The sequence below is a fragment of the Methylocaldum sp. GT1TLB genome, assembly GCF_051027445.1.
Taxonomy (GTDB): Bacteria; Pseudomonadota; Gammaproteobacteria; order Methylococcales; family Methylococcaceae; genus Methylocaldum.
In genome coordinates this window covers 1,055,686-1,069,663 of the sequence record NZ_CP194898.1, presented here as the reverse complement: position 1 = coordinate 1,069,663, position 13,978 = coordinate 1,055,686, and the positions used below count along the sequence as shown (strand labels likewise).

Below are 13,978 nucleotides of genomic sequence, written 5' to 3'. Positions count from 1 at the left end.
CGATACTTTTTGTTTTTCCGGAGATGCATCTTTAGTCAGGGCTCGGTTCATTGATTAACGGTCGAGCAGGTGCGCTCGCGGGCGTCGTGCGACCGGTTTGACTCGGTGGCCGTATTAAACGGATTTGGACATTAGGAGAAATGCTTAACGCCCGGTAAAACGTCTTTTTACAGTAGCGCACAGGGACGTAAACGCTATGCAATCCGACGAACACCCCGCCGATTTACGGCAGACTCCTGAAAGAGGTGGCACCGCGCTTTGGACTGCGGTGGCGCTAACCGTTTATTCCGTGTTGGGAGCCGTTCATGCAAAGGACTACCGAAGCATCGACGGTTACGGAAATAACATCGCCCATCCGACATGGGGTATGGCCGGTGCTTACCTGCTGCGCAGCGCGAGCGGAGCTCACTATGCGGACGGCATTTCCTTGCCGGCTGGGGCCTCGCGTCCGAGTCCCCGCGAAATCAGCAATGCCGTTTTCGCCCAAAATGACGATCTGATTCCCGCGAAAGGCCGCCAGAGCGATTTCATGTGGACCTGGGGGCAATTTTTGGACCACGATATGGGACTCACCCAAGGAACGGCCGAAAGCTTTCCGATCAAGATTCCAGCGGGAGATCCGTTTTTCGATCCACGGGGAACAGGCACAAAGACGATGCCTTTCTCGCGCGCCATCTTCGATCCGGCCACCGGGACGAGCACCGGCAACCCGCGCGAGCAGATCAATGAAATTACCGCTTACATCGACGGCTCCATGATTTACGGGTCCGACGAGGCTCGTGCCCGCTGGCTTCGGACCGGGCCGTATCTGAAAGGTTCGTCCGGCAATCTGCTCCCGTACAACGACGGGACCCAACCCAATGCGGGTTCGCCCGAGCAACCGAATTTTTCGTCGGCTCTATTCGTCGCGGGCGACATCCGGGCCAACGAGCAGCCCACGCTTGCGGCCATGCATACGCTGTTCATGCGCGAACACAATTACCAGGTCGACCGAATTCGCGAGGCAAATCCGGATCTCGACGACGAAGAACTGTATCAGCGCGCCAGGGAAATCGTCATCGCCGAAATTCAGCATGTTACGTACGAGGAATATCTGCCGGCGCTTTTGGGGCGAGGCGGTCTTCATATGAGATCGAGTTACGATGCCGAGATCAATCCGGGGCTCAGCTCGCTTTTTTCGACAGCCGCCTTTCGGCTCGGGCATACCATGCTCAGCCCGTCAATTTTGCGTCTCAACGAAGACGGCTCGCCGATCAGGGAGGGCGCGCTTTCATTGCGGGAAGCATTCTTCGAGGCCACGCCTCCCATGCTGGCCGGCCGTGGCATCGATCCTCTCATCCGCGGTGTGGCGGTGCAGCGCATGCAGGAGCTGGATGAAAAAATCGTTGATGATGTTCGCAATTTTCTGTTCGGTGCGCCGGAGGCCGGCGGGTTGGATCTGGTTGCGTTCAATATCCAGCGCGGCCGTGACATGGGATTGCCCGATTTCAATACCGCGCGTGCGGATCTTGGCTTACCCCGCAGATCCAGTTTCTCCGAGATCACCTCGGATCGGGCTATGGCAACGAGCTTGGAGCGCCTTTACGGCAACGTCGACGACATCGATATGTTCGTGGGTCTTCTCTGCGAGGACGACATGCCCGGCACGATGTTGGGCGAAACGCTGAGAGCCATACTGATGGATCAGTTCCACCGCACTCGTTCCGGAGATCGCTACTGGTATACGCGGACCCTGAAGGGGAAGGATCTCGCTATGGTGCGCCAAACGCGCTTGTCCGACCTCATTCGCCGCAATACGTCGATACGGAAGATTCAGAAAAACGTGTTTTTTGCACCGAATCACGATCGCTGAGGCAGGGGCCAGAGTACCCGATGGCGATTAGGCGGAGGCTTATCGCGGTTCGGTCGATGTCACCGTGAAAGAGCAATGATGGCACTGACGGTTGACTTAATTGTGGCACTCCGTGCCTATCACCGGGACAATCTGCGAACGTTCCGCTCGCGCCAAACGACGGTATAAGCGTCCTTTGGTACCATTCGTATTACAATCGGCTGAACCACGGGCATGGATTGAAGATGGGCAGGATAGCTCAATTCGATGATTCACCGGTGGCTGTGGCGGATGGATTTACTTGGTGCAGCCTTAACCAGTCAAGAAACTTGTCATGCAAATCTGGGTCGATGCCGATGCCTGTCCGAACGTCATCAAAGAGATTCTCTATCGTGCGGCGGAAAAACGGCAAATTTCGCTGACTCTCGTCGCTAACCAGCCCCTTCGAACGCCGCCGTCGCGTTATATCCAGGCCATTCAGGTGCCCGCCGGGTTCGATGTGGCCGACAACAAAATCGTTCAGGCAATTCAGCCCGGCGATCTCGCGGTTACCGCGGATATCCCGTTAGCCGCCGAAGTCGTCGAGAAGGGTGGTTATGCGCTCAACCCGAGGGGGCAGTTCTACACGAAAGACAATATCCGCGAACAACTGACGTTGCGAAACTTCATGACGGAGCTGCGCAATAGCGGGGTCGAAATGGGTGGCCCCTCGTCGTTGAGCCAGGGCGACCGCCAGGCGTTCGCGAATCAGCTGGATCGTTTCTTATCCCGACAAGGCAGGAACTGACCAGAGCTTCACGTCCACCGTGACCCTATTCGATCGCCGTGCCTCAGCCCGTCAATAGCGCTCGAAGCCGGTCGCGGCGGCCGGTTCGGGTTTCGGTTCCGCCAACAGCGAGCGCTTGACGAAGAAGATAGCCGCCATCGGCATCGCCAGTCCGACGATGGCGACGGTGATGAACAGCGCGCCGAGTTCGCTGTAATCGGCTGGAATTTCTACGGCTCCGGTGCTGGCATTTCTGACCTCGCGCGTGACGGTGAATATCTGGTTCAGATATTTGGTGCCGAGTTGCGAGAGCGATAGCGCCAGATTGGTAAAGGCGGCCATGACCGCGAAATAGGTTGCCTTGAGCCTTTCCGGAGCCGAGTTGGCGATCCACGCGAGCATCGGGATCATCGCGATCTGGCCCAGGGGCGACTCGAGCGCCGTGTCGATCAGGGCGATGAACCGGGCATCGACGACGCCGCCGGTGCGGGCGGCGGTCCAATGGTGAAATCCGTAGAACATCGCGATATTGGGCAAGAAAAGGACGGCGCCGGCAATGGTCAAGAAGGCAATGATATAGGTGATCGGACGCTCGGCCATGAAGCGGCGGAAGATGAACATGCCGAACAGCGTCAATGCGCTGGCGACCAGCGAAAGCTGAGATAGAAACTGTTGATCGAAACCGAGCTCGTCGATCATCCACCAGGTCGAACCGGCGCCGGTCGTGGGGATCGCGCGGAATGCGAAAATCACGATAGCCGTGGCGTAGAGTTCGTGTCGCGCGCGATCGGGAAGGTCTCGGGTCAATTGCCGCATCAGGAACAATACGATGCCGAGAGAACCCGCGAAGATGATTTCCTCGTTGAGTGGCACGGCGGCCAAGCCCATGCTGGCCGAGAACAGGACGAACACCAGGCCGCCGCCCAGAATCCACCAGTTGGCCTCGGGCAATTCGTCCATGGGTCTTCCCAGGAACCGCTCGATCTGGTCCATCTCGAAGCCTTGGGCGGCTAGCCGCTGTACGTCGCGCCAGCGCAAAGCGGCGGCCAACGCCACGCCAAGAACGGAAACGGCCGGAATGATCAGCGCCAGGCGGTAAATCTGAAGATAAACCGCCGCTTTCTCCAATTCGCCAAGGTTTTCGACGCCGCTGAAAAGGTATACGTTGACGGCGGCGACCAGAACGGTGCCGCCGATGATCGCGACTCGCCCCAGGGTCTGCATGGTGGTGTGGGCCAGGCGAAGCTGTTCCTCGCCGACCGGGCGGCCTTCACGATCCACCCGCGGGACGGCCTCGACGGTCATGGCGTCCGCCACCGTGTCCTGCAATACGTAACCGACCGGCGCCAGCAGGGCGGAAAGAACGTACCAGGTTTCGATCGGCATAAGCTCGCGCATGGCGTCCGGTTTGTCGAGCAGACCGATCATGATCAAGAGGCTGGCGGAAATCAGCCCGGCACCGAGAATGATGAGGCCGGACTTGTGGCGCCAGATCAAGTCGACCAGATGCCCCATCGGCATCTTCAAGGTCCAGGGCAGCATCATCCAAAAGCTGAGGGCGGCCAGGAACTCCGCGGACAGGCCCAGATATTCCTTGACGAAAAAGGTGCCGACGATGCCGGTCAGTCCGGAAATTCCGGCCGCCATGTAGACCATGAGGGGCGGAAGATAGCTCAGGCGCATTTGGCGGCCGAGGTCGAGAACGTTGCGGTCTAGCCATTCTCTCCAATGCATGGGAATCTCTCTCCTTGGTTGAATATTCCAAACGATTGTAGAACAAGCGATCGAGCGGTCCGAGCTTTTTGGTTGCAAGTCAGTTCGGAACGATCGTCTCCTTCAGGGGCTTGGTTTACCTCGGCTGGCGATTTTGATAGAACCGGGCGGGTGAATACGGATACGGCGCGGTTGCTTCTGCGCCGGAAGCAAAAGAGAACGTCACATTATTCCCGAAAAGCATGGAGACCAGCATGAAATTGCATTCCTTGGCACAGATGTTCAAGACCCTTTTGTTCGGTGCGCTGATCAGCGGAATCGTCTCGGCGCCGGAGTTGGCGGAGAGCGCTACGCTCGACCAATCGCTGGATCGGGCGCTTCAAGGCGATCACCGGGACCCCGGAAATCGTGAGCGGGACAAATACAGGCATCCCAAGGAAACCCTGCAATTTTTCGGACTGCGGCCGGATATGACGGTAGTCGAAATATCGCCCGGACGCGGCTGGTATACGGAGATTCTGGCTCCTGTCCTGCGTGACGAGGGAAAGCTCTACGCGGCCGGCTTCGGCCCGGTTCGGCCGGGCATGCCCGATTACGCCGTCAAGATACAGAAAGCATACGAAGCCAAGCTCAAGGTGCGCCCGGACGTCTACGACCGGGTTGTGCCGACTTCGATGCAGAATCCGAAGGATGCCGATTTTGCACCGCCGGGCACGGCCGATCTGGTGTTGACCTTCCGGAACGTGCACAACTGGATGGCGGACGGTACGGCGGACGAGATGTTCAAAGCCATGTACCGGGTTTTGAAACCCGGCGGTACGCTGGGCGTGGTCGAACATCGCGCGAAGCCCGGCACTTCGCTCGAGGATATGAAGAAAAGCGGCTATGTGACCGAGGATTATGTGATTGCTTTGGCCGAAAAAGCCGGTTTCAAGCTGGCCGACAAATCGGAAATCAACGCCAATCCCAAAGACGGCAAAGATCATCCGGAAGGCGTATGGACTCTGCCGCCGACCTTGCGGATGGGCGAAAAAGATCGGGCACGCTACCTTGCGATCGGGGAGAGCGACCGGATGACTCTCAAGTTCACCAAATAGGCGTTCGGACGGACGGCTACCCGAATCAGACGCTAACGTCGCCGGGTTCGATCATCGCTTTGCTTGAGTTGCAGCCACCGGGCTATGAGCAGTGCGGTCAAGATCAGCCAGCCGTAAGGGTAGGGGATGGCCCCGACGAAGAATGCGCTGAGCACGGCGACGAGCAGCGCTCCCAATGTCAAAAGATAGGTATCCATGGCGGCGAGTCTCCGAAAATCGCGGACTGTCCGCATGTTAGACCGCTTGGAATGGCCGGGGTAGCCGCTCGATGAAAAGAAGCGTGGAAACGGGCGTCGGCAAAGGATGGCCGACCTACGAACTTGTGTTGTCCAGTAGGTCGGGAATCCTTTCCCGACATTTATGTTTCCGCAAACGGAGCCCTCTCCATTTAGAGGCAAAGGAAACGAGATCAAAACGGCTCCTTGAACGGGCGCAGGTCCAATTCGTGCGTCCAGGCGCTTCGGTGCTGATTGTGCAACTGCCAGTAGGTATCGGCAATCGCGTCGAGATCGAGGAGTCCGTCGGCGCCTTTTTGGGCGACGAATTCGGGAAATGCGTTTCGGGCCCGCTCGCCGTCAATGACGCCGTCGATGATGGCATGCACCACGTGGATGCCCTGCGGTCCGAACTCCCTGGCCATGCCCTGAGCCAGCGCCCGTAGAGCGCTTTTTGCCGCGGCGAAGGCGGTGAACGGAGGACGGGCGCGTAGCGAAGCGCTGGCGCCCGTGAAGAACAAGGTCCCGTGCCTTTGATCAGCCATCAGCCGCGCGGCTTCCCGTCCCACCAGAAATGCGGCGTAGGCGTTCTGCAGCCAAAGCTGTCTGAACATGTCGCCGCTGGTTTCGAGCAGCGGTGCCCGGCGATTGCTGTCCACGTTGCAGGCGACAATGTCCAGCTCGCCGGGATCGCCCGAAACCGTTTCGAACAAGGATATGACGTCGCCTTCGACGGTGGCGTCGGTTACGACGGGAACCGCCCGGCCGCCGGCCATTCGGATTTCCCCGGCGACGCGCTCCAGTTTTTCGGCAGTGCGGCCTCCGACATAAACCCTGAGCCCCTCGCGCGCGAAGCGGCGGGCGAGGGCGGCCCCGAAACCCTTGCTAGGCCCAACCCCGATGACGACAGCTTTATGGTCGTTCATATCATGGTACCCGTTCGGTTCGCTAACTTCGGCTAAAGATCAAGCCGAAATTATTGGCCGGCATATCTATCTTCTCGCTCAACCCCAGGGCATAAGCGCTCGCCGCTTTTTCCAAATCGGCGATGTCCTTCAGGCCCCACTCGGAAACCCCGGCTGAGTGGATCATCTGATCGAACTCATGATTCGATGCGGTGGTGTATCGGCCGTGGTCCTTGAAGGGACCGTAGACAAACAGAAAGCCGTCCTCGTTCAGCAATTGCGAGGCGCACTTCATCATGCCGTCCGCGACGGAAATCGGAGCCACCTGGAAGATATTGATGACAAAAATGACGTCGAAGCGCCGCTCGTCCGGGTTCGGCCAGGTCTCATCGCGCGTCAGATCGAGCTGGCTCGGCCGTGCGACGTTCTGCACTCGGTTTTCCCAGGTAACCCGCATGATGTTTTCCAGGGCGTGCTCGTTCAGGTCGGTCGGATGGAACGTCAGATGCGGGAAATATGGCGCGAAATAGTTGATGTGCATGCCGCTCCCGCTGGCGAACTCCAGGACGTTGCCCGGTGTCGACGGGAATTTCTGCTTGAAAACCTCCAGGATCGGATCGCGGTTGCGGTGTCCCGCCCAGGAAACATACGGACTTAAGGGATGCGGATCGAGCGGCGGTCTTTCTTGAGACATAAAAGTTATCCTCGTGGAATGTTCTTTTTGTAATGTTGTAATCAGATTGCGCCAGTGTCCTAAAGTGGGACGTGCTTTTGCAGCAGCTTGTATGCCAGGATTATTTAACGAAAAAAGCCAATAAAATCAGTATTGTAGTAAATAGCTATTCGATATGTTTATGAAATGTTATTTCAGTTGATGAAAAATGATTTCTTAATTCGAAAATCAGGTTTAGGCTATTAAGTCCATGATGTAGCACGAGCGCCCTTTATGAACCAGGCAAGCTTTTCGCAATTGACGCCGATTGGATTTCTCCAGACCTTCGTCATCGAACTGATGGATCTGTGCGAGGAGGCGGGCACGGCGCAGGCGGAGCAGATCATCGAGCGAATCGCCCGTAGCGCGGGCCGGTTTTTCGAGGAGACGTTCCGCGCCGAATACGGCCTCGATGAGGCTCTCGATCGAGAGCGCTACGCGGACTTGATCATTGGACTCAAGAATAAGATCGGCGGCCATTTTTCATTGGTTTCCAGCGATGCCGAGTGCATTCGTGTGGCCAGCAGTTGCTGCCCGTTCGGCGAGGGGGTGAAGAACTCACCGGAATTGTGCCGAATGACGTCCAGCGTGTTCGGCGCCATCGCGGCGCGCAACTTCGGCTACGCCAAGGTCGTGCTGGAGCGGCGTATCGCGCTCGGCCATGACGGCTGTCAAGTGGGGGTCTATCTGAATCCCGAGACCGCCGCAGGGTTGTCGGGGGTCGAATATCGAAACCAACCGGAGTCTAAGCCGGATCAGACGCTTGCCGGCGACTTACAAGCCCGCATCGAAGAGCGTATGCATCGGATATGGTGCCAAATGAGCGGCCGCTGTCCCACGCTCCCGGGCGTCGAACGGCCGGTCATCGTGGCACAGTCGCCCGCCATGCAGCAGGTATTGCGAGCGATCGAAATCGTGGCGCCTACCCCGGCCACGGTGTTGATCCGCGGCGAGACGGGGGTAGGCAAGGAGTTGGTCGCGCGTGCTATCCATGCCATGAGCGAGCGCAGCGAAAAACCCTTCATCGCCGTGAACTGCGGGGCGATTCCGGAAGGTTTGGTGGAGAGCGTGCTGTTCGGCCACGAGAAGGGGGCATTTACGGGTGCCATCGAGGTTCACCGGGGTTATTTCGAGCGGGCCGATGGCGGAACCTTGTTCTTGGACGAGGTGGATTCACTGACGCCGGCGGTGCAGACCAAGCTGCTCCGGGTATTGCAGGAGGGCGAGTTGGAGCGGGTAGGGGGGCACCGCACTTTGAGTGTCGACACGCGGATCATTGCCGCCACAAACTGCGATTTGGAAAAGGCAGTAGCCGACGGGAGTTTCCGCAAGGATCTGTACTACCGTATCAACGTCGTGAAATTGGAGATCCCGCCGCTCTCCGAACGACCGGAAGACATCCCTCATCTGGTCGACCTGATCTTGAAGCGTCTGGCCGTTCGCTACCGGAAGCAAATCCATGGCGTGACGGCCGAACTCATGGACAGGCTACGGGCATACTCGTGGCCCGGCAACGTTCGAGAGCTGGAAAACGTCCTGGAACGGGCGGTGCTGTTCACTCAAGGTAACTTCATTAAAGACGCCGAACTCGGGCCGAATCGCGCCGCTCCTTTGGAAAGCGGCTGGAAGGCAATCCGTAAACACGTCTTGGACCGAGCGGAACGCGAATACCTCGAGCAAGCGCTGAAGCGTTTTCAGGGCGACGTCAACCAGGTGGCGGAATGGATGGAGCTGACGCCGCGCGCGGTATATCTGAAACTGAGCGAGCTCGACATCGATCCGTCGCTGTTTCGCCCTCAAAGGTCCAAGACAGCCAAGGATCGATAACCCGGTTTTAGACCGGAATTTATCCAAAAACGCCGATTCATCGAGCATATCTAACGGAGTCGACTTATGAGTACATCCAATTCCTGGCATCTGGAAGGCAACTATTTCGAAGCGTGCAACTGCGAAACGGCCTGCCCGTGCGTGTGGTTCAATCCCCCTAGCGAAGGAGATTGCAAGCTGCTCGTCGCCTGGCATATCGATAAAGGTCGTTCGGAAGGCGTTACGCTGGACGGGCTCAATGTGGTTTTGGCGTGTTATGCGCCGGGACACATGAAGGAGGGCAACTGGCAGGCGGCGCTTTATCTCGATGAACGGGCGGATAGTGCCCAGTCGGACGCTCTGGTCCGAATCTTTTCCGGCCAGTCCGGCGGACATCCAGCCGTACTGGCGGGGTTCGTCGGCCAGGTACTCGGTGTGAAGCACGTGCCCATGACCTACGAGGCTCTCGGCAAGGAGCGGCGTCTTCTGATGTCCGATCTCGCGGAAGTGAGTATCCGCGCCATCGACGGCATAGCCGGCGGCGAGGCCACGATTGCCAATCCGCCTCTGTGCGTGGTGCCGTCTCACCCTTCCGTGGTGGCAAAGTCGGAGTCTTACCGTTATCGGGATTATGGCTTCGATTGGGAGTTTTCCGGGCGCAACGGCTATTTCTCCCCTTTCGTATATCACTCCTAGGCCATGGCCGTTTCGGCGAGAATTTCTAAGAGTACGATCCAGGGCTTGCTGATTGCCGCGGGACTGGGCGCCGCCACGATCGCCGCGTGGTGGGCGCTCTATCAGCAGCAAGTGGCGATGAACAGCTTGCCCATGGACCGGATGTGGATGCCGCCGACCGGTACCTGGCGTTGGTCTTTGACCGATTTCGGGCTGACCGCGTCGATGTGGCTGATCATGATGCTGGCCATGATGCTGCCGGTGGTTGCGCCCATGACGATGCTGATCGTGCGTATCGACCGAGGGCGACGGGCGGAAACGCGGATTAATCTGCCGACATTTCTACTGGGTTATTTCGTGCTGTGGGTAGGGTTCGGGATCATCGCCACTTTGCTTCAGTGGCAGTTCCACGGCTTGAGATGGCTGACCCCGATGATGGATAGCCGCAGCTCCATGGTGTCCGGGTCCATTCTGATTATGAGCGGCCTTTATCAATTCACGCCATGGAAAACGGCTTGTCTGAGCCACTGCCGCGCACCCATGGGATTTCTTCTCAGTCATGGACGGCCCGGCTGGCGCGGCGGATTGCGACTGGGCTTGCATCACGGTCTTTATTGCGTGGGCTGCTGTTGGGCGGAGATGCTGGTGATGTTCGCCGTGGGCATCATGAACGTCCTGTGGATGGGATTGATTACCCTTGCGATCTTGGCGGAGCGCTACGTTCCCGGCGCAGGGGAAAGCACACGAAAACTGATCGGCTTCGGGTTGATTGCCTGGGGTTGCGTGCAGTGGCTGTGACGCGAAGGACTACGCCTGAGACGCGGGGATCGGGACTCAGGTTTCACCCAAGGTTCTCCATCGGACGAGTTTCGAGCTCCGTCTTCTGTCGACCGAAGTTTTTTGCCGGCCCCCCGTCGCCTGTACCGAATTGAACTTTGCAGCGGCGCAAGGGCAAGGTCTTGCCTTGACGAGGGCTGCCAGCGCTCGGATGTATTTTAAGTTTCATTTTGTTTCAGGATATACCGCGCCGTTTCAATGCCGTTTCAGGTGAAACGTCGAAATCGCGGTGCAGCCGATTCCTGGCCTGCTAGGGAAGGGTTATACGGCTTGGCACGGAGCTTGTTAATACATTAGCAAACTGTGATATAGGGCTAATCCCTCCGGAAACGATGACGGGCTGCATCCGCCGTCATCAGCGAGCATGCGGGACCAACCCTAAAGAACGGCGTTTCCCCCCCTGGCCAGGGACGGCTTTTTCTTTCGTGAGACCGGATAACAATGGGTAACGCAGCGCCGTGGCCCACGAATTAATAACATCCGGAAACTCGATATGAATAACGTCACTTCAGATTTCTCAAAGGGACGCGACCATTTCCGGTGGGAAATTGCCTTGGCTCTGGTCCTCAAGATTGTCCTGCTGAGTGTCTTGTGGTTCGCGTTCTTCCGGCATGATCCAAACGTCCCGAAACCCGCCGTCGCGGATCTGTTTTCATCAGACCGCACGCCTCTTGTCCGCCAGGAGAGCATCAAATGATATCCGGTGAAGAAATCGTCAACCTGTCGAGGCTGCAATTCGGCCTCACGGCCATGTATCACTTTCTGTTCGTGCCCCTGACCCTGGGGCTGGCCTTCATTCTGGCCATCATGGAGTCGGTGTACGTGATGACCGGGAAGGTAGTCTATAAAGACATGACGAAGTTTTGGGGCAAGCTGTTCGCCATCAACTTCGCGATGGGCGTGACCACCGGCATCACCCTGGAATTCCAGTTCGGAACCAACTGGGCCTATTATTCCCACTACGTCGGCGACATCTTCGGCCCTATCCTCGCCAGCGAAGGCTGGATGGCCTTCTTCCTGGAATCCACTTTGGTGGGCCTGTTTTTCTTCGGCTGGGACAGACTGACCAAGGTTCAGCACCTGGCGGTCACCTGGCTGGTCGCCTTCGGAACCAGCTTCTCGGCCTTGTGGATTCTCATCGCCAACGGCTGGATGCAGTACCCGGTCGGGTCCGCGTTCAACTACGAGACCCTGCGCATGGAGATGGCGTCGTTCGCGGACGTGTTCTTCAATCCGGTGGCGCAGGTCAAGTTCGTGCATACCGTTGCCGCTGGGTATGTCACCGGTTCCATGTTCGTGCTGGGCATCAGCGCCTGGTACCTGATCCGGCGGCGCGATCTCGGCTTCGCCCGCCGTTCGTTCTCCATCGCGGCAGCGTTCGGTTTGGCTTCGGTGCTGTCGGTGATCGTTCTCGGCGACGAAAGCGGTTATACCTCGGGCGAGGTACAGAAGATCAAGCTCGCGGCCATCGAAGCGGAATGGGACACCCACGAGCCGCCGGCCAGTTTCACCATAATCGGATTCCCGGACCAGGAAGCGGAAAAGACCCATTTCGCCATCAAGGTGCCCTACGTACTGGGACTCATCGCCACGCGCTCCGTCGACGAGGATGTCAAGGGCTTAAAGGACCTCCGGGCCGAGAGCGCCAAGCGCATCCGAAGCGGCATGATCGCCTACGGTCAGTTGCAGAAAATTCGGGCAGGGGACAAGAGCGAGCCGACCAAGACTTTGTTCGACCAGCACGTCACCGACCTCGGGTATGGCCTGTTGCTGAAGAAGTACACCGCCGATCCGGCCAGCGCTTCCGAGGAGATGATTCAACAGGCGGCCAACGACACGATTCCGCGGGTGGCTCCCTTGTTCTGGACTTTCCGCCTGATGGTCGCGGCCGGGTTCACCATGCTGTTCGTGTTCGCCATGGCCTTCTATTTCTGCGCGACGCGCGTAGCCGACCAAAAGAAATGGCTGCTCAGGCTCGCCACCTGGTGCATCCCGCTGCCGTGGATCGCTTCGGAGGCCGGCTGGTTCGTGGCGGAATACGGCCGTCAGCCCTGGACCATCTCGGGCGTGCTGCCGACCCATCTGTCCGCGTCCAACATCAGTTCCGACCAGCTCTGGTTCAGCATCGGCGGATTCGTGTTCTTCTATACCGCTCTGCTGATCATCGAGATGTTCCTCATGATCAAGTACGTGCGTCTGGGGCCGAGCAGTCTGCATACCGGGAAGTATCACTTCGAGACGAATCCGGCGGCTTCAGTGCCGTAATACCGGGAGAAAAACCATGTTCGATTACGAGACTCTAAGAATCATTTGGTGGCTGTTCACCGGGGTGGTCATCATCGCCTTTGTCCTGACTTCCGGATTCGATTTCGGCATCTGCGCGCTCCTGCCGTTTGTCGGCCGCAACGACCTCGAACGCCGCGCCGTCATCAATACCGTCGGTGGAACCTGGGAAGGCAATCAGGTGTGGCTGGTCCTTTTAGGAGGTGCCTTGTTCGCCGTGTGGCCGTTGGTCTATGCGACTCTGTTCTCGGGGTTGTACGTGGCCATGCTGCTGGTGTTGTTCGCCTTGTTCTTCCGACCGGCGGGGTTCGATTATCGAAGCAAGCTGGAGAATCCCGCCTGGCGCAATGCCTGGGATTGGGGGCTGTTTATCGGAGGAGCGGTGCCGCCGATCCTCTTGGGCGTTCTGGTGGGAAATCTGGTTCAGGGCGTGCCGTTCCATTTCGATGCCGATCTCCGGCCGTATTACGACGGCAGCTTCTTCGCCCTGCTCAATCCCTTCGCGCTGTTCTGCGGCGTGCTCGGCCTGCTCATCAGCCTTTTTCACGGTGCGATTTACCTCAAGTGGCGCACCGAAGGCGTGCTCTACCGTCGAGCACTGGCGGTGGTGCGGGTCCTGGGGCCCGTGGTAATCGGCGCTGTGACCCTGGCGGCTCTATGGGTTGTCTTCGGGATGAATCTTCCGGAGATCACAGCCATGCCGGGTACGGATGCCCCGTCCAACCCGCTCAACAAGACGGTGGCCATGACGTCCGGCTGGCTGCGTCAGTTCATGTCCCATCCCTGGATGCTAGTCGCGCCCGCGCTCGGTTTCGGGGGGTTGCTCCTGGCTTGGCGTTCGGCCCTGGAACACACGTCCGTCGGAGCTTTTTTGTTCAGTTCGCTGGGCATCACCGGGGTGCTGCTATCGCTTGGCTTCGGGCTGTTTCCGTATCTCGTGATTTCGTCGACCGATCCGAATCACAGCCTGACTATCTGGGACGCGAGTTCCAGCCATTTCACCCTGGCTTTGGCCTTTTGGATCACGGTGATCTTCCTGCCCATCGTTCTGGCTTATACCCGCTGGGTGTATAGGGTGTTGTGGGGTAGCGTTACCCCGGAGAAAGTGCTGAAGGATCAGCATTCTTTATATTGAGGT

At 58.2% G+C, this 13,978-nt stretch carries 13 protein-coding genes; 9 read left to right on the top strand and 4 right to left on the bottom strand.

Annotated elements, in window-relative coordinates; genetic code table 11:
- The first annotated feature begins 196 nt into the window (after positions 1–196).
- Both ACR2R1_RS04585 and ACR2R1_RS04580 read left to right on the top strand, forming a co-directional pair.
- The gene (locus ACR2R1_RS04585) at positions 197–1,852 is read left to right on the top strand and encodes a peroxidase family protein (protein ID WP_434112858.1); all 1,656 of its coding nucleotides are present in this window, start codon (positions 197–199) and stop codon (positions 1,850–1,852) included.
- 313 nt (positions 1,853–2,165) lie between these two features.
- Entirely contained in the window at positions 2,166–2,618 is a 453-nt protein-coding gene (locus ACR2R1_RS04580; RefSeq protein ID WP_077731854.1) for a YaiI/YqxD family protein, read from the top strand.
- 51 nt (positions 2,619–2,669) lie between these two features.
- On the opposite strand, the gene ACR2R1_RS04575 is transcribed toward ACR2R1_RS04580, so the two are convergent.
- Positions 2,670–4,331: a hypothetical protein gene (locus ACR2R1_RS04575; protein ID WP_156881285.1), complete on the bottom strand. Its 1,662-nt coding sequence runs from the start codon at positions 4,329–4,331 to the stop codon at positions 2,670–2,672.
- 233 nt (positions 4,332–4,564) lie between these two features.
- Between ACR2R1_RS04575 and ACR2R1_RS04570 the strand changes: the two genes are divergently transcribed.
- Positions 4,565–5,407: a class I SAM-dependent methyltransferase gene (locus ACR2R1_RS04570; RefSeq protein WP_434112854.1), complete on the top strand. Its 843-nt coding sequence runs from the start codon at positions 4,565–4,567 to the stop codon at positions 5,405–5,407.
- A 32-nt stretch (positions 5,408–5,439) separates the two neighbouring features.
- On the opposite strand, the gene ACR2R1_RS04565 is transcribed toward ACR2R1_RS04570, so the two are convergent.
- From ACR2R1_RS04565 to ACR2R1_RS04555, 3 genes are all read right to left on the bottom strand, one after another.
- A complete protein-coding gene (locus ACR2R1_RS04565; RefSeq protein ID WP_166642439.1) occupies positions 5,440–5,604 on the bottom strand; it encodes a hypothetical protein in 165 nt (54 codons plus the stop codon).
- A gap of 212 nt (positions 5,605–5,816) precedes the next feature.
- Positions 5,817–6,548: an SDR family NAD(P)-dependent oxidoreductase gene (locus ACR2R1_RS04560; protein ID WP_156881286.1), complete on the bottom strand. Its 732-nt coding sequence runs from the start codon at positions 6,546–6,548 to the stop codon at positions 5,817–5,819.
- A gap of 22 nt (positions 6,549–6,570) precedes the next feature.
- Positions 6,571–7,221 carry a DUF938 domain-containing protein gene (locus ACR2R1_RS04555; RefSeq protein WP_077731851.1) on the bottom strand — a complete coding sequence of 217 codons (651 nt, stop codon included), beginning with the start codon at positions 7,219–7,221 and terminating at the stop codon, positions 6,571–6,573.
- A 252-nt stretch (positions 7,222–7,473) separates the two neighbouring features.
- Here ACR2R1_RS04555 and ACR2R1_RS04550 point away from each other — a divergent pair, with 252 nt between their 5' ends.
- From ACR2R1_RS04550 to cydB, 6 genes are all read left to right on the top strand, one after another.
- The gene (locus tag ACR2R1_RS04550) at positions 7,474–9,066 is read left to right on the top strand and encodes a sigma 54-interacting transcriptional regulator (protein ID WP_210024180.1); all 1,593 of its coding nucleotides are present in this window, start codon (positions 7,474–7,476) and stop codon (positions 9,064–9,066) included.
- 66 nt (positions 9,067–9,132) lie between these two features.
- The gene (locus ACR2R1_RS04545; RefSeq protein WP_086133797.1) at positions 9,133–9,741 is read left to right on the top strand and encodes a DUF1326 domain-containing protein; all 609 of its coding nucleotides are present in this window, start codon (positions 9,133–9,135) and stop codon (positions 9,739–9,741) included.
- Between the two features lie 45 nt (positions 9,742–9,786).
- Positions 9,787–10,518, top strand: a complete 732-nt coding sequence (locus ACR2R1_RS04540; protein ID WP_166642438.1) for a DUF2182 domain-containing protein — start codon at positions 9,787–9,789, stop codon at positions 10,516–10,518.
- 532 nt (positions 10,519–11,050) lie between these two features.
- Complete coding sequence (gene cydP / locus ACR2R1_RS04535) at positions 11,051–11,254, top strand: cytochrome oxidase putative small subunit CydP (RefSeq protein ID WP_077731847.1); 204 nt, start codon at positions 11,051–11,053, stop codon at positions 11,252–11,254.
- A complete protein-coding gene (locus ACR2R1_RS04530; protein WP_086133805.1) occupies positions 11,254–12,822 on the top strand; it encodes a cytochrome ubiquinol oxidase subunit I in 1,569 nt (522 codons plus the stop codon). Before cydP ends, ACR2R1_RS04530 begins: the two co-directional genes overlap by 1 nt.
- A 16-nt stretch (positions 12,823–12,838) precedes the next feature.
- A complete protein-coding gene (gene cydB, locus ACR2R1_RS04525; protein ID WP_077731846.1) occupies positions 12,839–13,975 on the top strand; it encodes a cytochrome d ubiquinol oxidase subunit II in 1,137 nt (378 codons plus the stop codon).
- Positions 13,976–13,978 lie beyond the last annotated feature (3 nt).

Bases quoted from the DNA above. Each gene is read 5' to 3' on its own strand.
- cydP (WP_077731847.1), top strand. From the start codon at position 11,051: ATGAATAACGTCACTTCAGATTTCTCAAAGGGACGCGACCATTTCCGG.
- ACR2R1_RS04545 (WP_086133797.1), top strand. From the start codon at position 9,133: ATGAGTACATCCAATTCCTGGCATCTGGAAGGCAACTATTTCGAAGCG.
- ACR2R1_RS04575 (WP_156881285.1), bottom strand. From the start codon at position 4,331: ATGCATTGGAGAGAATGGCTAGACCGCAACGTTCTCGACCTCGGCCGC.
- ACR2R1_RS04570 (WP_434112854.1), top strand. From the start codon at position 4,565: ATGAAATTGCATTCCTTGGCACAGATGTTCAAGACCCTTTTGTTCGGT.
- cydB (WP_077731846.1), top strand. From the start codon at position 12,839: ATGTTCGATTACGAGACTCTAAGAATCATTTGGTGGCTGTTCACCGGG.
- ACR2R1_RS04555 (WP_077731851.1), bottom strand. From the start codon at position 7,221: ATGTCTCAAGAAAGACCGCCGCTCGATCCGCATCCCTTAAGTCCGTAT.
- ACR2R1_RS04550 (WP_210024180.1), top strand. From the start codon at position 7,474: ATGAACCAGGCAAGCTTTTCGCAATTGACGCCGATTGGATTTCTCCAG.
- ACR2R1_RS04565 (WP_166642439.1), bottom strand. From the start codon at position 5,604: ATGGATACCTATCTTTTGACATTGGGAGCGCTGCTCGTCGCCGTGCTC.
- ACR2R1_RS04585 (WP_434112858.1), top strand. From the start codon at position 197: ATGCAATCCGACGAACACCCCGCCGATTTACGGCAGACTCCTGAAAGA.
- ACR2R1_RS04560 (WP_156881286.1), bottom strand. From the start codon at position 6,548: ATGAACGACCATAAAGCTGTCGTCATCGGGGTTGGGCCTAGCAAGGGT.
- ACR2R1_RS04580 (WP_077731854.1), top strand. From the start codon at position 2,166: ATGCAAATCTGGGTCGATGCCGATGCCTGTCCGAACGTCATCAAAGAG.